Raw genomic sequence first — 19,191 nt, 5'->3', positions numbered from 1 at the left:
GTGGTCCTGGCCGTCGTTGCTACGGTCAAGCCTTTCGCGGAGATGCCGGCGAGCCCAACCGGGCAGGCTGCATCATCCAATTCGCGGGGCGAGGGAGGCCAGAAGGAAAGTTCGGCTCCCGGGAGAGCGCGGCATAGGCCGTCAAACCATCGCGCAGGGAAGGCCTGGTTTCGGTTGCCCTGTGTCTCCCCTGTGCATTGCGTGTGCATCTGTTCAGCACGGGGGTCTTTACGGGTGCCGGCCGGCGCCCGGCGGCCTTCCCTGCGCCCTTTCCTTCGAGAGGGTGTGAAGAGGAGCACAGCTCGGGCAATCATGCCGCGAGGATGCAAGCGCATGTCTGCGGTTGGCCCGTCAGGTGCTCTCCCTCGAGTGATCTCAGCCAAACAATCTCCATCAAGTGATCTTCCCTATGAGCATGCTGCGTCGGCTCCAGTGGAGGTGGTCGACGCTTAGGGAATCTGCCTTGATGCGATCTCGAGGTGGAGGAATGACGATATGAGCGGCGTGGTGATCTCTGGCGGCCGGGTGGTGGATCCCGCAAGCGGCATGGACGCCGTCGGCGACGTGGCGGTGGTGGATGGCAAGATCGCTGCCGTCGGCGCATCGCTCGGCGGCGCCGAGCGGGTGATCGACGCGACCGGACTCGTGGTCGCGCCCGGCTTCATCGATCTGCACGCGCACGGCCAGTCGATCCCGGCCGATCGCATGCAGGCGTTCGACGGCGTCACGACCACGCTCGATCTCGAGGCCGGCGTGCTGCCGGTCGGATCCTGGTATGAGCGGCAAGCGAGGAAAGGCCGCGTGCTGAACTACGGCGCCGCCACCAACTGGGCCTTCGCCCGGATCGGCGCGATGACCGGCTCCAATGCCGAGAGTTCGCTGGAGGCGTTCGGCAATGCCATGCGCGACCGCCGCTGGATGGACAATGTCGCGACCGACGCCGAGGTCTCGGGCATTCTCGAGCGACTCGGGCGAGGGCTCAACGAAGGCGGCATCGGTATCGGCATCCTCAATGCTTACGCGCCGGGCGCCGGCGTGCAGGAGCTGACCGCGGTCTGCCAGCTGGCCGCGGCCAGGAACGTGCCGACCTTCACCCACGTCGCCTTCATGTCGCGGATCGACCCCGAGAGCGCGGTGGAAGCCTATATCCGCCTGATCGGCTATGCCGGCGCCACCGGCGCGCACATGCACATCTGCCATTTCAACTCGTCGAGCAAGACCGACGTGGAGCGCTGCCGCGCGCTGATCGAAAAGGCGCAGGGACAGGGCCTGCCGATCACGGTCGAGGCCTATCCTTACGGCACCGGATCGACCGTGCTGGCCGCCGCCTTCTTCAGCGACCCCGAATTCGTCGAGCGCAACGGCACCGGCTACGATTCCGTGCAGCGCGTGACCGACGGCTATCGCTTCCACGACCGCGAGGAGCTGCTGAAGGCGCAGGCCGAGGAGCCGTCCGCGCTGGTGCTCTGGCATATCCTCGACACCGAGCACAATGCGCATCACCGCGACCTGCTCGACATGTCGGTGCTCTATCCTGGCGGCGCCATCGCCTCCGACGCGATGCCGTGGACGACCTCTGACGGCAAGACCTACACCGGCGATGCCTGGCCGCTGCCTGACGATGCGACCTCGCATCCGCGCTCGGCCGGCTGCTTCACGAAATTCATCCGCGAATGGGTGCGCGAGCGCAAGACGGTGTCGCTGCTGGAGGGCGTGCGCAAATGCGCGCTGATCCCGGCCGAGATCTTGTCCCAGAGCACGCCGGCGATGCGCAGCAAGGGCCGGCTTGCTAGAGATGCCGATGCCGACATCGTCGTGTTCGATTACGAGAAGCTCTCGGACCGCGCCACCTTCACGGCGATGAACCGTCCCTCCGACGGCGTGCGGCACCTGATCGTCAGCGGCGAGGTGCTGATCAGCGACGGCATTCTCGACGTCGCGGCGCGGCCGGGCAAACCGGTGCGCCGCCCCGTCGTCGAGGGCTGACCCATGCCGGTCCCCATTCTGCTGGTCACGGGCTTTCTGGGGGCGGGCAAGACCACTGTCGTGAACCATCTGCTGGCGCATGCGCAAGGACGACGCATTGCCGCTGTCGTCAACGATTTCGGCGCCATCAACATCGATGCGGAGCTGATCGCGGGCGCCAGCGACGGCGTGGTCAGCCTCGCCAATGGCTGCATCTGCTGCTCGCTGGAAGGCGATCTCCTGCGCACGCTCTCGACGCTGCTGCGGCGCGATCCGAAGCCCGACTATATCGTGATCGAGACCAGCGGCGTCGCCGATCCCGCCGATATCGTCCGCAATCTGATGGATCCGGTGATCCTGCGCGAGGCGCTGCTGGAGACGGTGCTGTGCGTGATCGACGCCGGCACACCGCCGGCCGCCCTCGACGATGCCCTCCAGCGCTCGCAATTGCGCGTCGCCGACATCGTGGCGCTCAGCAAGCTCGATCTGGCGGACGAGGGCGCGGCGACACGGATGCGCGCCGCCATCCGCGCGCAACGCGTTCCCGCGGTGGTCGTGGATGCACCACACGGCGCAATTCCGTCCGCGTTGCTGTTTCCCGCGCATGTCGATCGCGCGCCCGCGCCGCGCAGCCCCGGGCCGAAACGGCCGGCGGAGGACCGTTTCGAGACGCTGAGCTGGACCTCCGACCGTCCGCTCTCGCTGCCGCGCCTGCAGCAAGCGATCGCCACGCTGGCGCCGAAGCTGGCGCGCGCGAAAGGCCTGTTCGAGACGGTCGAGCAGCCCGGCCGCCAGATGGTGTTTCAATTCGCCGGCGGCCGCGCCACGCTGGCCCCCGGCAATGCGCCCGCGCCGAACGTTCCGCGCGCGCGGATCGTCTTCATCGTCGAGCTCGGGGTGCTCTCGCGCGCCGAGCTCGACAGCATCATGGCAGCATGCGTTGCGAACGAGTAAGGCTCTGAACGCGGATCAGGATTCGGATGACTCGATGCAGGCCGAGAATGTGCGTCCAGGGCCCGTCGAGGCCTCAGCACAGGGCAAGCGCGTTGACCGCCCGTGTCGCCGCGTCTTCCTTGCCGGAGCCGACCAGCTGGCAGACGATGGATTCGAGCTCGCCCGGCTGCTTGCGTCGCGCGACTGCCAGCAATTGCATCAATCCGGCCTCGTCCTTCGACAGCCGCCGGCAGGACGGCGGCATGAAGCACAACTCGCATGGCCGGCCGCTGCGCAGGATTCGGACCAGCGCGGCAGCGCGTGCCACCAGCAGCGGACTGTCGGAGACGCCCGGCGCCTCGTCGGCAAAGCGATAGGCCGCTTCCCAGCAATCGGACGCGCCGGTCGTATAGGCCGCCCCGATGAACCGGAACAACGACAGCGCGACGCGGCAGAACTCGTCGCAGCTTTCGACGCAGGGACGCATTGCAAGCGCGGTCTGGAGCGGGCAGAGCCGCGGCTGGCCGGCGTCCGGGGCCGTCGCAGAACCGCAAATATCGGAGCTCATGAACGATCTCGTCAGTGCAGCGTCGGGCTTCCGACCAGCCAGCTCTTCATCGCCATGGTGCGGTCATGGTCGAAAGACCTCACCTGGCGGTCGGGCAGGATGAGGCCGGCCATGCGGAAGATGGTCGCGAGCCCCTGTACGGGCGCCAGGGCCCAATCGGCGCCGACCGGCGGCAGCCAGCTCTCGAACCGCTCGCGCACGACGTCGATGCGTTCCTGTTGTGCCGCGGCGATGGCATGTAGGATATGCCGCTCGCTGTCCGACACGCGCGGGCAGGTCGGGCAATGCACCTCGATGGCCGTATGGGCCGTGCAGGCGAATATCTCGATGATGGATTCCAGCGAGGCCACGGCATCGCCCACGCGAAAATGGTCGTACACCTCCTGGATGTCGGTGGCGGTCGGAACGGCACCTCCGCTGCGGGCCTTGGCCCGGAATCCCCAGAGGAAGAGCCGTTCCGCCGCGCTCAGGGCGGGCAGGTCGAGAGCCCTTGGTGATGTCGATGGATGCATGGAGCCTCTGGCCCTTGGCTGCTCTCACGCCACGGCTGGCGCTGGTTGTCTGCATCGATGGTTCTGCCAGAGCCCCCGCCAAGTCAACGCGCGGAAGGCCGATATCGAGGTGTTCTAGATTTGAAGAGGTTTACATTCAAATGCGGGGGCCATGACGTCGGACGACGGAAGCGATGCGCGGCCGCGGCCCGCGGCGGCCGCTGGCGGAACCGAAATGCTTAAGGCTTTGCTAAGGGGGACGGGATAAATTGGCATATCTGTACCGCCAATTTTGCGAGCCCCGATGATTTTCTCCCGCATCAGTTTCAAGCTGGTCCTCATTGTCGGCATCAGCCTGCTTGGCATGATCGCGCTGGCACCGATCGCGCTGTCGACCCTGCGCACCCAGATGGTGGCCGATCGCCAGGCCAAGACGCAGCAGATGGTCGACGTCGGCTACGGCATTCTCGCCCATTATCAGAAGCTCGAGAGCGAAGGGAAACTGCCGCGCGAGCAGGCCCAGGCCGCCGCAACGGCCGAGATCAAGAGCTTGCGTTACGACAAGGTCGAATACTTCTGGATCAACGACATGACCCCCAAGATGGTCATGCATCCGATCAAGCCGGAGCTCGACGGCAAGGATCTGTCCGGCATGAAGGATCCCGCCGGCAACGCCCTGTTCCTGGGCTTCGTCGACGTGGTCAAGAAGCAGGGCGCGGGCTTCTACGGCTATCTCTGGCCCAAGCCCGGCTTCGACCAGCCGGTCGGGAAAATCTCCTATGTGAAGGGCTTTGCGCCCTGGGGCTGGATCATCGGCACCGGCATCTATCTCGACGATGTCGACACGGCGTTCCGCCAGAACGCGATGACTTTCGGCTATGTCTGCCTGGCGGTGCTGGTCGTGGTGCTTGCAGCCTCCTTCCTGATCGGACGCAGCGTCACCGGACCGCTGGCCCGGATCACCGCGTTGACCGAGCGCCTGGCCGCCGGCGACAGCGCCTTCGAGGTGCCCTACATCGATCGTCGCGACGAGGTCGGCGGCCTCGCCAAGGCACTCGCCGTGTTCAAGGACAATGCGTCGGCCGTTCGCCAGATGCATGCCGAACAGGAAGAGATGAAGCGGAAAGCCGATGACGAGAAGCGCAAGGCGATGACCGACCTCGCCGGCAAGTTCGAGGCGAGCGTCCAGGCCGTCGTCCGCGACGTCTTCAACGAGGCGCGCGCGATGCAGCAGGCCGCGCAGGGCATGTCGGAGACCGCGAACAAAGCGAGCGACCGCGCCAGCTTCGTCGCATCCGCCTGCCAGCAGGCGTCGAGCAACGTGCAGACCGTGGCCTCCGCCGCCGGTGAGCTGTCGTCCTCGATCTCGGAGATCAGCCAGCGCGTCGCGCAGGCCGCCTCAGTGGCCGACAAGGCTGCCGCCGACGGGCAGCGCACCAACGACACGGTGCAGGGGCTGGCCGCGGCCGCGCACAAGATCGGCGAGGTCATCGACCTCATCAACCAGATCGCCTCGCAGACCAATCTGCTCGCGCTCAACGCCACCATCGAGGCGGCACGGGCGGGCGAGGCCGGCAAGGGTTTTGCGGTGGTCGCGAGTGAAGTAAAATCGCTGGCGAGCCAGACCGCGAAGGCAACCGACGAGATCGGCGCGCAGATCACCGCGATCCAGGCCGAAACCAATCAGGTCGTCGGCAACATCGAAAGCATCCGCGCCACCATCATGGAGGTCAACGAGATCTCCTCGTCGATCGCCGCCGCCGTCGAGGAGCAGGGTGCCGCCACGCAGGCCATCGCCCACAGCGTGCAGGAAGCCGCGTCCGGCACCGACCAGGTCTCGCAGAACATCTCCGGCGTCACCGACGCCACCGCGGCGACCGGCCAGGCCGCCGGCCTCGTGCTGCAATCAAGCGGGCGGCTGACGCAGAAGCTGCAATCCCTGGAAAACGAGGTCAGCACCTTCGTCGCGGGCGTACGCGCGGCGTAGCGAAACGTACTGCGTGGCGCCTGATATTTCCGCGCCGCGGCATCGGCCGCGACGCCGGTGCTGTTTTTCTTGACATGACCTCTGCCGTGCTCGACGTGTAACGACGTCGATCGACGGCACCTGCGTGCCATCGCGAAAAGAAAAGCAACACGGGAAGTACGTCATGAACGCGGGCTGCGACGAGAACGACGACCTCGCCACCTTGCGCGGCATGATCTCGATCCCAAACGTTCTGCTGCGGTCCGAGTGAGAGATATCATGTCGTTCAAGAAGCTCCTGATCGCCAATCGCGGCGAGATCGCCATCCGCATCGCGCGTGCTGCGGCCGATGCCGGCATCGCGACGGTTGCGATCCATCCCGCCGACGATGCGCTGTCGCTGCATGTGCGCGTTGCGGACGAGGCGGTCGAAATCCCCGGCCGCGGCGCGCGGGCCTATCTCGACATCGATGCGGTGGTGACGGCGGCGAACGGCGCCGGCTGCGACGCCGTGCATCCCGGCTATGGCTTCCTCAGCGAGAACGCGGCATTTGCCAAGGCCTGCGCCGATGCAGGTCTTACCTTCGTCGGCCCGAAGCCGGCGGCGCTCGAGCTGTTCGGCGACAAGGTCGCGGCACGGCAATTGGCAAAGCGCTATGGCGTGCCGATCATCGCCGGCACCAGCGGGTCGTCGAGCCTCGAGGAGATCACGGCGTTCTTCACCTCCCTCGGCAGCAACGCGGCGATCGTGATCAAGGCGATGGCGGGCGGCGGCGGCCGCGGCATGCGCGTGGTGGAGAACGCCTCCGATCTCGCGGAGGCCTATGCGCGCTGCCAGTCGGAGGCCAAGGCCGCCTTCGGCTTCGAGGGGGTTTATGCCGAGCGCCTGATCCGGCAGGCGCGCCATATCGAGGTGCAGATCATCGGCGATCGCCATGGCGCCATCTCCCATCTGTGGGAGCGTGAATGCACCATCCAGCGCCGGCACCAGAAGCTGGTCGAGGTGGCGCCGAGCCCTTCGCTCAGCGATCCCCTGCGCGGCCGCATCATCGATGCGGCGCGGCAGCTCGCGGCGGCCGCGGCCTATGACAATCTCGGCACCTTCGAGTTCCTGGTCGACGGCACCGCCGAGGACAGCTTTGCCTTCATCGAGGCCAATCCGCGGCTTCAGGTCGAGCACACCGTGACCGAAGAGGTGCTCGGCCTCGATCTCGTCCGCGCCCAGCTCGCCGTCGCCGCGGGGGCTTCGCTGGCGTCCCTCGGTCTCGCGCAGGAATCGATCCCGAAGCCGCGCGGCCATGCCATGCAGCTCCGCGTCAACATGGAGACGCTGGACGTGTCAGGCGCGACGCATCCGACCGGCGGTGTGCTCGCCGTGTTCGAGCCGCCCTCAGGGCCCGGCGTCCGCGTCGACAGTTTCGGTTACGCCGGCTACAAGACCAGCGCCGCCTTCGACTCGCTGCTGGCAAAGGTCATCGTGCATACGCCGGGCGAAGCCTGGCACGACGTGGTCGCCAAGGCGTCGCGCGCCTTGCGCGAGTTCCGGATCGACGGCGTCGTCACCAACATCGCCTTCCTCCAGGCGGTGCTGGCGCATCCCGATTTCAGGACCAACCGCATCGCGACCGATTTCATCGACCGCAACATTGCAAAGCTGGTCGAGGCCGCCGATGGCGCGGCCAAGCCGCTCTACTTCGCGGCGGTGGAACGAAGCGGCGCGCACGCTGCTGAGGCGCATGTCGCGCAAGTGGTGCCCGAAGGCGCGGTGATGGTCGCGGCGCCCCTGCAAGGCACCATCGTCACCATTCAGGTGAAGGAAGGCGACATCGTGCGCCCGGGCCAGCAGCTCGCGGTGATCGAGTCCATGAAGATGGAGCATCTCGTCATGGCCGAGCAGGGCGGCCGGGTCATGAAGCTCGTCGCCGGCGACGGCGTCACGCTGCTGCATGGCGAGCCGATCCTGTATCTGGAGCCGCTCGACGTTGCGGCTGATCGCACGACGGCCGAAGCCGATTTCGATCTCGATCACATCCGCCCGGATCTTGCCGAGCTGATCGCCCGCCAGGCCAACACGCTGGATGCGAACCGTCCGGCCGCGGTCGAGCGCCGCCGCAACACCAACCAGCGCACCGCGCGCGAGAACGTCGCCCAGCTCGTCGACGACGGCTCGTTCATGGAGTACGGCAGTCTCGCGATTGCCGCGCAGCGCCGCCGGCGCAAGCTCGACGATCTCATCAAGAACACGCCGGCCGACGGCCTCGTCATGGGCGTCGCCACGGTGAATGGCGAGAAGTTCGGCCCCGGGGGCGCGCGCTGCATCGTTGTGGCCTATGACTACACCGTGCTCGCGGGCACGCAGGGCCACATGAACCACAAGAAGATCGACCGCATGCTGACCCTTGCGGAAGACTGGCGGGTGCCGCTGGTGTTCTACGCCGAGGGCGGCGGCGGCCGGCCCGGCGACACCGACCGGCTCGGCATGACCGGGCTCGACGGCCCGTCCTTCGTGCAGTTCGCAAGGCTGTCCGGGCTCGTTCCTGTCGTCGGTGTCGTCTCCGGCTATTGCTTCGCCGGCAACGCTGCGATGCTCGGCTGCTGTGACGTCATCATCGCCACCAAGAACGCCTCGATCGGCATGGGCGGCCCGGCCATGATCGAGGGCGGCGGCCTCGGCGTCTATCATCCGGCCGAGGTCGGCCCCGTCTCGTTCCAGTCGCCGAACGGCGTCATCGACATCCTGGTCGAAGACGAGGAGGAGGCAACGTCCGTCGCGCAGAAATATCTGTCCTACTTCCAGGGCGCGGTGACGGAGTGGGAAGCCGCCGACCAGCGCTTGCTTCGGCGCGCCATCCCCGAGAACCGGCTGCGCGTCTACGACATCCGCAGCGTCATCGACCTCGTCGCCGACAAGGATTCCGTGCTGGAGCTGCGCCGCGACTACGGCGTCGGCATGATCACCGCGCTGATCCGTATCGAAGGCAAGCCGTTCGGCCTGATCGCTAACAATCCGCGCCATCTCGGCGGCGCGATCGATGCCGATGCCGGCGATAAGGCCGCGCGCTTCCTGCAGCTCTGCGACGCCTTCGATCTGCCGATCGTCTCGCTCTGCGACACGCCCGGCTTCATGGTCGGTCCGGAGGCCGAGAAGACCGCGATCGTGCGCCACGTCTCGCGCATGTTCGTGACCGGCGCGAGCCTCACCGTGCCCTTGTTCGGCATCGTGCTGCGCAAGGGCTATGGTCTCGGCGCACAGTCGATGATCGGCGGCGGCTTCCACGCCTCGTTCTTCACCGCGGCGTGGCCGACCGGCGAGTTCGGAGGCATGGGCCTGGAGGGTTATGTCCGCCTCGGCTTCCGCAAGGAGATGGAGGCGATCTCCGATCCCGAGGAGCGCGAGACCTATTATCGCAACAAGGTCGCCGAGCTCTACGCCAACGGGAAGGCGGTCTCGATTGCTTCGGTGTTCGAGATCGACAACGTGATCGACCCCGCCGGGACCCGGCGCTGGATCATGGCCGGGCTCCGTTCGGTGCCGAAGCCGCCGGCGCGGACGGCGAAGAAGCGGCCGTGCATCGACACGTGGTGAGGGCGGTGCAGCAATGATGGAGCCGTTGGTTCCCGATTGACATCCCCGCCTGTGGTGCCAGACTTTGCACAATAATACAGGGTGGAGACGTCCGCGATGGCCAGCCTGTCGGCCTCGAACCATGTCGCCCGCGTCTTGTCCGTCGCCAATCATGTGGCCGACGTCGATGCCTCCTCGCGAATTGCCAATTCCTGGCGGCGGTGTCTCGTCAGCCACAAGCTCGATCCGGCGCGGCAGGGACCGCCGCAGACCTTCACCGAGGCCGAGGTCCGGCATGCCGCCGAGCCGATGGAGGAGACGATCAGGCTCGTAACGCCCGAGCTCGATGATCTCGCCCGTGCGCTGCGTGACGCCGGCTATTGCGTCAATCTCGCTGATGCCAACGCAACGATGCTGTTCAGCCGCCTGCCGGGCGAAGCCGACGCAAGGCAGTTCCTCGACTGGAAGATCTACACCGGCTCGAATTTTGCCGAGACGTTCGAGGGCACCAACGGGCTCGGCACGGCGCTGGCCGAGCAGAAGCCGATCCTGGTGCATCGCGACGAACATTTTCGCGCGCAGTGGCACATATTCTCCTGCGCCGTGGCGCCGCTGTTCGACCAGGCCGGCCGGCTCGCCGGCGCCGTCAACATCACCTCCTGCCGTGAGGATCTGGAGCGCACCGCGCATCAGCTCGCGCTCGCGGTGACGATGCAGGCGACCCGGCGGATGGAGGGCGCGATCTTCCGGGCCCATTTCCGCAGCGCCTGGATCGCCACCATCCCCGGTGACGGTGGCAGCGGCCTCATCGCCTATGACGACGACCGCCGCGTCGTCGGCGCCTGCCGCTCCGCCCGTGCGCTGCTGGGACTCACCGACGGCATGATCGCCTCCGGCATCGACGTGTCCCGCTACGTCAGTTTCGATCATCAGGCCGTGCGCGGCACGGACGAGCTCGTCGAGCTGCGTCGGGCGGATGGCAGTCCGTTGGGCCAGGGGCATCTGACGCCGCCGGTGCGCGCAAAGCCCATCGCACCGCGCCGTGACGCGCCCGTCGATCGCTTCGACGCACTGCATCGGCTCGCCGGCCGCGATCCCGACATGGTCAAGAGCGTGAAGCGGCTCGCGGCCGTCATCGATCGCGATCTGCCGGTGCTGCTGCAGGGCGAGACCGGCGTCGGCAAGGACGTGTTCGCGCGCGCCATTCACGCAGGCAGCAACCGGGCGCGCAACAATTATGTCGCGCTGAATTGCGCGGCGATGCCGGAGAGCCTGATCGACGCCGAACTGTTCGGCTACGAGGCCGGCGCCTTCACCGGCGCGCGGCGCGACGGCTCGAAGGGCCTGATCGTGCAGGCCCATGGCGGCACGCTCTTCCTCGACGAGATCGGAGACATGCCGATCGCACTGCAGACGCGTCTGTTGCGCGTGCTGGAGAACCGCGAGGTCTGGCCGCTCGGCGCGCTCAAGCCGGTCGCGGTCGACATCCGCCTGATCAGCGCCACCCACCGCGATCTCGGCCGCATGGCCGAGGAGGGCGCCTTCCGCGCCGACCTCTATTTTCGCCTGCGCGGCCTGGAGGTGCGTTTGCCGGCGCTGCGCGAGCGCGCCGACCGGGACGATATCATTCGCCAGATCGCGCGCGAGGAGGCGTCGAACTGTCGCTTCTCGGACGAAGCGTGGTCGCAGCTCTCGGCGTATCCCTATCCCGGCAATATGCGCCAGCTTCGCCACGTGCTGCGGCTCGCCGGCTGCACCGCGGAGAACGGCGTCATCACCGATGCGGACCTCGATCTGCCGTCGTTCGGCGGACGGACGGCAGAGCCGGATCTTGCCAGTGCCGAACGCGCGACCATCATCGCAGCCTTGCACCGGCACGGCGGCCGCGTCAGCGAAGCGGCCCGCGCGCTGAAACTCAGCCGTGCCACGCTTTACCGGAAGATCAAGCAATTGAGGATCGAGGCCGTTTGATCCTTGGCCCGGCCCGACGTCCCACTTCCGCCGAAACAAGTCCGGAATGTGGGCGGCGCTTGAAAGGTCCCGCGCCGGATGGGCCGCCGCGAACGGGCATTGCCGCAAATTGCGAGAGAGGAGACGGCTCGATGGAGGAGATCGAAGTCTTTCTGGCTGTCGTCGAGGCCGGCAGCCAGACCGCGGCTGCGCGCCGGTTGGGGCGCTCGCTCCAGTCGGTCAACCGGGCGCTGGCTGCGCTGGAACGCAGCGTCGGGGTCGAGCTGGTGCGGCGGACCACGCGGCAGTCGGTGGCGACGGAGGCGGGGCTTGCGTTCTATCGCCGTGTCAAGCCAGCCTTTGCCGAGATCGGCGAAGCGCGTCTGGAGGCGGCCAACCGGCGTATCGAGCCGTCGGGGTTGCTCAGGATCGCCGCGCCGATCCAGTTCGGGGCCACCCATGTCGTGCCGGCTATTGCCGAGTTCATGGCGCGCTTTCCGCAGATCGAGGCCGACGTCAACATGTCCGACCGGCCCGTTGACGTCGTCGGTGACGGCTTCGATCTCGCCGTCCGAATCAGGGAATTGCCGGACTCCTCACTCAAGACTCGGCGGCTGGGAGAGCTGCGCACGGTTGTCTACGGCGCGCCCGATTATTTCAAGCGCCGCGGCCGCCCGCGCCAGCCCGGCGATCTTGCCGATCATCAATGCATCCTGCGCAGGACTGCCCAGGGCGAAGCCGATATTTGGCGGTTTCGGATCGACGGCCGCTTGACCACCGTACAGGTGAATGGCCGTTTTCGCACCGACAGCACCACGGCGGCGCATGCTGCCGCTCGTCATGGCATCGGTGTCGGATATGGTCCGTTCTGGCAGATCCGCGATCTCGTCGACCAGGAGGCTCTCGAAATCGTGCTCGCGGATTTCGAGGCACCACGAACGCCCGTGCGTGCAGTGTTTCCACCCAGCGCGATACCGCCTGCCAAGACGCATCTCTTCGTCGATCTCCTGGCCGAGAGGCTGAAGCTCGAGCGGCTTTGAGCGACGTCCGGAACGCATTCTACCGATTGGTGGGAATGTCTATCTCGCGCCGCGCCCGTTGTCCCGGCGCCGGAGCCATCGCAGCTTGACGCGCAAGGGCACTTGCGCCCTGCGAGAAGGACTGCGCCATGACTCCCAACAGACGGACACTGCTCCATGCGGGCGTCGGCGTCACCGCGACGCTGGCTTCCGCTGCTCTTGCCGGACAGCCGCCCGGAACGCGCGATTCGCAATCGCCCGGGCCCCTGCTCGCGAGCGATGCAGAATCTCGCGCGGCGGCCGCGCAGGATTTCGGCCACATCGTGGATAGACGGCCTCGGGCCGTCTGCAAGCCGGCGACGAGCGGCGAGGTCGCTGACATCGTGCGCTGGACCAAAGACCAGGGGCTGAAGGTTGCGGCGCGCGGGCAGGGTCACGCAACCTACGGCCGGGCCATGGCCGAGGACGGCATCGTGATGGATATCGGCACGCTGGCCACGATCCATCGGATCGAGCCGGATCGCGTCGTGGTCGATGCCGGTGCGACCTGGCACAAGGTGGTGGATGCGACCTTGGCCAAAGGGCTCGTTCCGCCGGTCCTGACCAATTACCTCGAACTGTCCGTCGGCGGCACGCTTGCCGTCGGGGGAATCGGGGGATCCTCATCCCGGCACGGTCTCCAGACCGATCAGGTTCTGGAACTCGATGTCGTCACCGGCGAAGGCGTGGAACTGACCTGTTCGCCGACCACGCATTCCGAGCTCTTCGATGCCGTTCGAGCCGGACTTGCGCAATGCGCGATCATCGTCAAAGCGACGCTTCGCTTGATGCGCGCACCCGAACGGGTTCGCCGATTTCAGCTGTCCTATCCCGGCCTTGCTTCACTGACGGCAGATCAACGGCGCGTTCTGGAAGAGGCGCGTTTCGATCAGTTGCAGGGGGCTGTCGTGCCCGACGGCACAGGCGACTGGCGCTATCAACTGGAGGCGGGCGTCTTCTACGACGGCAAGTTGCCTGACGACGGGGCCTTGCTCAAGGGACAGGCGGACAAGCGCGAGACCGTCTCCGACCTGACGTTCGGCGAGGACGCGAACGCGTTCGCCAAGCTCGAGAAGATCCTGCGGGCGAGCGGCCAATGGCTCAATCCGCATCCCTGGCTCCTGACCTATCTGCCGGGCAGCAAGGCGCTGAAGATCGCGAGCGATGTCATTGCCGAACTGAACAGCGATGATCTGGGCCCGTTCGGGCGCATCACCTGCTATCCGATGTTCACTGACCGATGCCGCACGCCTCTGCTTCGGCTTCCTGACGAAGGCGTCGTGTTTCCGTTCAATTTGATCCGTATCCCGGCGTCGGCAGACAGGGCGAATGCGGAGCGGCTGGTCATGCGAAACCGCGAGCTCTATGAGCGTATTCGCAGCGCAGGTGGGGTGTTGTATCCAGTGAGCGCGTTTCCGATGTCGTCCAGCGATTGGACGGATCATTTCGGTGCGCGATGGTCGCTCTTGCGCGAAGCCAAGCAGAGGCATGACCCCGGCAGCCATCTCACTCCGGGCTATGAGCTGTTCTAGATCGCCGATCCGGCACTGGCCGCGGCATCGTCAGGAGAAATCCGTCCAGCTCAAATGCCGCGCGTCGAGGTCGCCGATCGTCACGCCCTCGCGCATCTCCCGCGGCGTATGGAAGTTGCTGCGCAAGTACACGAGCGGCGTCGCCATGGCCGAATGCGAGACGTCGCGCACCTCGCCGACGAAGATCGAATGCGTGCTGGTCTCGAACTCCTGCGCCAGCACGCAGTCAAACGCGGCGACCGCGTCGCTCAGCACCGGGGCGCCGGTCGCGCCCCGCGTCCACTGCCCGAAGGCGAAGCGGTCGTCGCCGTTGACGCCCTTCTGGCCGCTGAAGGTGAGCGCGAGCAGCGCATGATCCTCGTGCAGGAAGTTGATCGCAAACGCGCCTTCCTCGCGGATGCGCGCATGGGCGCTGGCATTGCGGTTGACGCAGACGATCAGCGAGGGCGGATTGTCCGACAGCGAACAGGCCGAGGTCACCGTCAATCCCGTGCGCTTGCCGTGCTCGGCCCCCACCGTGACCAGTGCCACCGCGCCGGCGCATTGGCGCATCGCCTGCTTGAAGTCCTTGGCATCGACCGTCACGCCGACATCTCCGAAATGAATGCGGGTGCGGCACGATCGCGCCGCACCCGCGATGCGTCAAGCCGCCTTCTTCGCCGAGCCGAGATGCGTAAGGCGCGGCATCACCTCGTTCTTCAGCAGCGAAAGCGAGTGGTGCCAGGCTTCCGGCTTGTGCTTGTAATCGAAGCCGAACACGCAGAGCACGCCGAAGCCGCCGACTTCGTCGTAGATCTTCTCGATCTTCTCGGCGACCGTCGCGGGCGAGCCGACGATCCAGTTCCGCTTGGCGCAATATTCGACCGTGACGTCGCTGTCAGGCACGTCGGGCGCGTGCTTCAGATAGTCCTTGAAGCCGAAATGGCCGAGCAGCGGCAGGAAGTACTCGCTCATCATCCGGCCCATCATGTCGCCGGTCGAGAGCTTCCAGGCCTCTTCATCGGTGTCGGCAACGAACACCTCGCGCACCAACCGCCAGTCCTGGCGGTTCGGCTTGCGTCCGGTCTTGGCGGCCCCGATCTCGACCGAGTCCCAATGGCTGGAGACATAGGCCGGGTTGAGGTTGAGGCTCATCGGGATGAAGCCGCGCTCGCCGGCGAGCTTCAGCGTGTCCGAGTTCTTCGACAGCCCGGCGACGCCGATCGGCGGATGCGGTGCCTGCAGCGGCTTGATGTGTGGCTTGAGGAAGTCGAACATCGTGTCCGGCTTGGAGACCGTCCAGAACTTGCCTTTGTAGGTCCAGGGCGCGGGATCGCTCCACATCTTCAGGATGATCTCCAGCGCCTCGCGGGTCATGTCGCGGTTCTGCCCGCTCATGCCGTCGACGTTGAACATCGCCCAGTCGCTCGGCAGGCCAGATGCAGCGACGCCGAAATTGAGCCGGCCCTCGGAGAGATGGTCGAGCATGGCGACGCGGTTGGCGAGCTCGGCCGGGTGGTGATAGGGCAGCAGGAAGCCGCCCGGTCCGATGCGAAGCTTGTTGGTCTGCATCAGCGCCTGCGCGATCAACAGATCCGGCGTGGGGTTGGGTTCCCAGGGCGCGGTGTGATGCTCGCCGATCCAGGCTTCCTGATAGCCGAGCTCGTCGAGCCAGCGCAGGACCTGCAAATCCCAATCGTGTCCTTCCTTCAGGCCGCACTCCGGCGGATGCGAAGGCATCGTGAAATAGCCGATCTCCATGGGTTTCCTCATCTGATGTTGACGCGTCTTGTCGCGCGTTGACGGAGTTGAGCGGAGAGGCTTCAGCAAGCGCTGTGCCAGCGCCATGGAGGCTCGAGTTGGAGAGAAAGGGCTGGTTTGCCCGCGCAATAGCCGGTATCTCGGCGATGGCCCACAAGAGATCGTCTCATTGTCGTGAGACGGCGTCTTGCAGGTGAGACAAGAGCTTGTAGATGAGACAAGAACCTGACCGTGGACGAGGGCAGTTTCGCATGACCGAACCCGCTTATGTCGCGGTGGACTGGGGCACCAGCAGTTTTCGCCTGTGGCTGGTCGATCGTGCCGGCCAGGTGCTGGCCGAACGCCGCAGCGATGAAGGCATGCTGGCCGCCGCCAAGACCGGCTTTCCCGCGGTGCTGCAATCGCATCTCGCGGCGGTCGAGGCGCCGGATCAGCTGCCGGTTCTCGTCTGCGGCATGGCCGGCGCCAAGACCGGCTGGATCGAGGCCGGCTATGTCGACACGCCGGCTCCGCTCCCGGCGATCCTGAACCAGGCCGTGCGCGTGCCCGGACAGGCGCGCGACATCCGCATCCTGCCCGGCATCGCCCAGCGCGATGCAGCCGCGCCTGACGTCATGCGCGGCGAGGAAACGCAGCTGCTCGGCGCGCTCGGTCTCGATGCGGTGGGCGAGGCGCTGGTCTGCATGCCCGGCACGCATTCGAAATGGGTGCGCGTCAGGGGCGGCATCGTCGAACGCTTCTCCACCTTCATGACCGGCGAACTGTTCGGCGTCGTCGCGCGCGAGACCATCCTGTCGCTCGCGGTCGCGGGCGCCGACGAGGCCGAGGATGTCGCGAGCTTCAAGGCCGCGGTCAAGGCCGCGTACGCGGGGCCGGCCTTCGCCGCGAATCTCCTGTTCACGGCGCGCTCGCGCCAGCTGTTGTTCGGCGGCACGCCGGCGGCGGCGCGCGAGACGCTGTCGGGCACGCTGATCGGCGTCGAGCTGGCCGCCGGCCTCTCCGGCGCGGTGCCGCAAGCCGGTGTTACGCTAATCGCCTCGGGCCGGCTTGCGATGCTGTACCGGCAAGCCTTCGATGCGCTGTCGGTCGCGGTGCAGCCGGTCGATGCGGACGAAGCGGTCCGCCGCGGCCTGTCGATGGCGTCTGCCGCGATCTGGACGAAATAGAAGGATATTCGAGATGAGCGTTGCCTTTCCGTCGATGAAGCGGCCGCTGGTGGCGATCCTGCGCGGCGTCAAGCCCGAGGAGACCGAGGCCATCGTCGGCGGGCTGATCGAAGCCGGCTTGACCGCGATCGAGATCCCGCTGAACTCGCCCGATCCGTTCCGCTCCATCGCAACGGCCGTGAAGCAGGCGCCGTCAGGCGTGTTGATCGGCGCCGGCACGGTGCTGACGACCGCGGATGTCGATCGCCTCAACGACGTCGGCGGCAGGCTGATGGTCTCGCCGAATGTCGACACGCAGGTGCTGGTGCGGGCACATCAATACGCCATGGTGACGTTGCCCGGCGTGTTCTCGCCGACCGAGGCGCTGCTGGCCGCGCGCTCCGGCGCATCGGGATTGAAGTTCTTTCCGGCGAGCGTGCTGGGTGCCGCCGGCATCGCCGCGATCCGCGCCGTGCTGCCCTCAGGCGTGATGATCGCCGCCGTCGGCGGCGTCTCCGACCAGAATTTTGCCGAATACATCAAGGGCGGCGTGACCGCGTTCGGGCTCGGCTCCAGCCTCTACAAGCCCGGCATGAGCGTCGCCGATGTCGCGGCGCGTGCCAAGGTGACGGTCGAAGCCTACGATCGGGCGATTGCGAAGGAATAAATAGACCGACCGTGAGGGCGTGATGTCGCCGGTGCGACTTGGTTCACCTCTCTCGAAGGGAGAGGTCGGATCGCATCGAAAGATGCGATCCGGGTGAGGGGTTACGGTCTCGCTGAGTGCTGCGGCCCCTCACCCGGATTGCTCGGGCGCGCAATTGCGCGCCGAAGCAATCCGACCTCTCCCCGTCGGGGAGAGGTGAAGGTCTGCCAGTGCAGCACGGCGCCGACCACCAGCGCCGGCAAGAAGCCGAGCACGATCAGGAAATGCGGCAAAACCTCCGACGAGACGAAGGCGATCGCGATGTCCGAGATCAGCCAGAGCGCCGCGAACATCACCGCGAAGTCCGTTCGCGGGCAGCGCAGGTAGTACAACACGGCGGTGATGAATATCGCGGGACCGATCGCGGCCGCGAACATGATCGCGGTCAGCTCCTTCGGCGTCACCGCGTCGAGCATCATCGAGGCGAGCAGCCAGAGTGCGGCGAACATGGCGACAATGTCGAGCGGATGCCGCAATCCAATACCTCTCGCGGGGACGCGCTATCGTTGTGGCCGCAGCCGCGGCCGTCAAGTTAAAATGCGTTCATTCGTCGTCACTTCCCGGCGTCGGACGCAGCATGAAATGACCGAAGGCGGTGGCGATCGGCTTCGCCGCATCGTCCTGCCATGCGCGCGCCTCGAAGGCGACGATACGCCGGCCCTGCTTCACGATCGAGACGTTGGCAAACGTATCGATCGCGCGCCCCGATCGGAGGTAATTGACGGTGAGGCCGATCGGCCTGGGCAGCGCGGCGGTACCGAGCTCGCGCGCGACGCCGGTGACGGCCGTAGTCTCGAGGAAGGCGCCGGTCATGCCGCCGTGGATCGCAGGCAGGATCGGGTTGCCGATGATCTGTGGCGAGAACGGCATCGTCAGCGTGCCGTCGTCGTTGACCCGGATGCCAAGTGCGCGCGCGAACGGGCTGCGCGCGAACGGCCCATCCGGATCCTCCGGCGCCTCCAGCATCGGGATGCTGCGTGCATCCATCTGGCGATCGGCCAGCATGTTGGTGCGGTTGGCGCCGATCATGAAGCAGGCGGTCGCGGTCGCCACCGGATCGTCCTCGGACTCCTGATAGGCGGTGGAGCGCACGAAGGCAATCGAGCGCGTGGTGCGGTAGCAGACCGAATGCGCCTTGATGTCGAGGCCCGGCGTCGCCGGCTTCTGGTAGTCGATGCGCAGGTCGAGCGTCGCGATCGCGCGCGTGCCGTCGAGTGCGAGCTGCACCGCCATGCCGCAGCTCTCGTCCAGCATCGCGGTGACGACGCCGCCATGCAGCACCCCGGTCTCGGTGTCGCCGACGAAGACGGGCCGGTAGGGCAGGCTCGACCAGGCCTCGGCGGGGGCGAAGCGGTCGAGCTGGAGCCCGCTGATATGGCCGTAATCGGAGCGGCGGCCCTTGACGGCTTCGGCGAGTTCCTCGAACGGGAGCGTGGTCGGTATGGTGCTCATGGGGACGTTCTAGACCAGTGTCGGCTGCCGCGCAAAAGCCCCGGACAGGCCCCCGCACCGCAGGCGGTTTGGTCTCGACAGGGCGGGCCGAAGCGCCGATGGTGGACGCTTCGTACGCCAA

15 protein-coding genes are annotated in these 19,191 nt (G+C 66.6%); 9 read left to right on the top strand and 6 right to left on the bottom strand.

Annotation, left to right across the window (positions count from 1 at the left end):
* Positions 1-495: 495 nt before the first annotated feature.
* Together DCM80_RS08225 and DCM80_RS08220 are read left to right on the top strand one after the other, a co-directional pair.
* On the top strand, positions 496-1,986 hold the full coding sequence (locus DCM80_RS08225; protein ID WP_257196518.1) for an amidohydrolase family protein: 1,491 nt from the start codon (positions 496-498) through the stop codon (positions 1,984-1,986).
* Between the two features lie 3 nt (positions 1,987-1,989).
* Positions 1,990-2,919 carry a GTP-binding protein gene (locus DCM80_RS08220; RefSeq protein ID WP_257196517.1) on the top strand — a complete coding sequence of 310 codons (930 nt, stop codon included), beginning with the start codon at positions 1,990-1,992 and terminating at the stop codon, positions 2,917-2,919.
* Between the two features lie 73 nt (positions 2,920-2,992).
* On the opposite strand, the gene DCM80_RS08215 is transcribed toward DCM80_RS08220, so the two are convergent.
* Positions 2,993-3,466 (bottom strand): hypothetical protein, encoded by a 474-nt coding sequence (locus DCM80_RS08215; protein WP_257196516.1) that lies wholly within the window; start codon positions 3,464-3,466, stop codon positions 2,993-2,995.
* Positions 3,467-3,477: 11 nt separating this feature from the next.
* On the bottom strand, positions 3,478-3,978 hold the full coding sequence (locus DCM80_RS08210; RefSeq protein WP_257196515.1) for a hypothetical protein: 501 nt from the start codon (positions 3,976-3,978) through the stop codon (positions 3,478-3,480).
* A gap of 283 nt (positions 3,979-4,261) precedes the next feature.
* Here DCM80_RS08210 and DCM80_RS08205 point away from each other — a divergent pair, with 283 nt between their 5' ends.
* The 5 genes from DCM80_RS08205 to DCM80_RS08185 all read left to right on the top strand — a co-directional run bounded on the left by DCM80_RS08205 (position 4,262) and on the right by DCM80_RS08185 (position 14,027).
* Positions 4,262-5,944, top strand: a complete 1,683-nt coding sequence (locus DCM80_RS08205; RefSeq protein WP_257196514.1) for a methyl-accepting chemotaxis protein — start codon at positions 4,262-4,264, stop codon at positions 5,942-5,944.
* A gap of 258 nt (positions 5,945-6,202) precedes the next feature.
* Positions 6,203-9,508: a carboxyl transferase domain-containing protein gene (locus tag DCM80_RS08200; RefSeq protein WP_257196513.1), complete on the top strand. Its 3,306-nt coding sequence runs from the start codon at positions 6,203-6,205 to the stop codon at positions 9,506-9,508.
* Positions 9,509-9,604: 96 nt separating this feature from the next.
* The gene (locus tag DCM80_RS08195) at positions 9,605-11,458 is read left to right on the top strand and encodes a sigma-54-dependent Fis family transcriptional regulator (RefSeq protein WP_257196512.1); all 1,854 of its coding nucleotides are present in this window, start codon (positions 9,605-9,607) and stop codon (positions 11,456-11,458) included.
* A gap of 131 nt (positions 11,459-11,589) precedes the next feature.
* On the top strand, positions 11,590-12,477 hold the full coding sequence (locus DCM80_RS08190; RefSeq protein ID WP_257196511.1) for a LysR family transcriptional regulator: 888 nt from the start codon (positions 11,590-11,592) through the stop codon (positions 12,475-12,477).
* A gap of 128 nt (positions 12,478-12,605) precedes the next feature.
* Entirely contained in the window at positions 12,606-14,027 is a 1,422-nt protein-coding gene (locus DCM80_RS08185; protein WP_257196510.1) for an FAD-binding protein, read from the top strand.
* A gap of 30 nt (positions 14,028-14,057) precedes the next feature.
* Here the strand turns inward: DCM80_RS08185 and DCM80_RS08180 are convergent, their stop codons facing one another.
* Both DCM80_RS08180 and DCM80_RS08175 read right to left on the bottom strand, forming a co-directional pair.
* Positions 14,058-14,612, bottom strand: coding sequence for a flavin reductase family protein (locus DCM80_RS08180; protein ID WP_257196509.1), 555 nt, complete (start codon positions 14,610-14,612; stop codon positions 14,058-14,060).
* A 57-nt stretch (positions 14,613-14,669) separates the two neighbouring features.
* Positions 14,670-15,767, bottom strand: a complete 1,098-nt coding sequence (locus DCM80_RS08175) for an LLM class flavin-dependent oxidoreductase (protein ID WP_257196508.1) — start codon at positions 15,765-15,767, stop codon at positions 14,670-14,672.
* Between the two features lie 251 nt (positions 15,768-16,018).
* Between DCM80_RS08175 and DCM80_RS08170 the strand changes: the two genes are divergently transcribed.
* Together DCM80_RS08170 and DCM80_RS08165 are read left to right on the top strand one after the other, a co-directional pair.
* The gene (locus DCM80_RS08170; protein WP_257196507.1) at positions 16,019-16,933 is read left to right on the top strand and encodes a 2-dehydro-3-deoxygalactonokinase; all 915 of its coding nucleotides are present in this window, start codon (positions 16,019-16,021) and stop codon (positions 16,931-16,933) included.
* A 13-nt stretch (positions 16,934-16,946) separates the two neighbouring features.
* On the top strand, positions 16,947-17,579 hold the full coding sequence (locus tag DCM80_RS08165; protein ID WP_257196506.1) for a 2-dehydro-3-deoxy-6-phosphogalactonate aldolase: 633 nt from the start codon (positions 16,947-16,949) through the stop codon (positions 17,577-17,579).
* A gap of 101 nt (positions 17,580-17,680) precedes the next feature.
* Here DCM80_RS08165 and DCM80_RS08160 read toward each other — a convergent pair whose 3' ends face one another.
* On the bottom strand, positions 17,681-18,094 hold the full coding sequence (locus DCM80_RS08160) for a hypothetical protein (RefSeq protein ID WP_257196505.1): 414 nt from the start codon (positions 18,092-18,094) through the stop codon (positions 17,681-17,683).
* 67 nt (positions 18,095-18,161) lie between these two features.
* Positions 18,162-19,070, bottom strand: coding sequence for a PaaI family thioesterase (locus DCM80_RS08155; RefSeq protein ID WP_257196504.1), 909 nt, complete (start codon positions 19,068-19,070; stop codon positions 18,162-18,164).
* Positions 19,071-19,191: the final 121 nt, after the last annotated feature.

The organism is Bradyrhizobium sp. WBOS08, from assembly GCF_024585125.1.
In the GTDB taxonomy this organism is placed as follows: Bacteria; Pseudomonadota; Alphaproteobacteria; order Rhizobiales; family Xanthobacteraceae; genus Bradyrhizobium; species Bradyrhizobium japonicum_B.
Note: the sequence above shows the minus strand (reverse complement) of the source record. Positions and strands in the feature narration are given on the sequence as shown.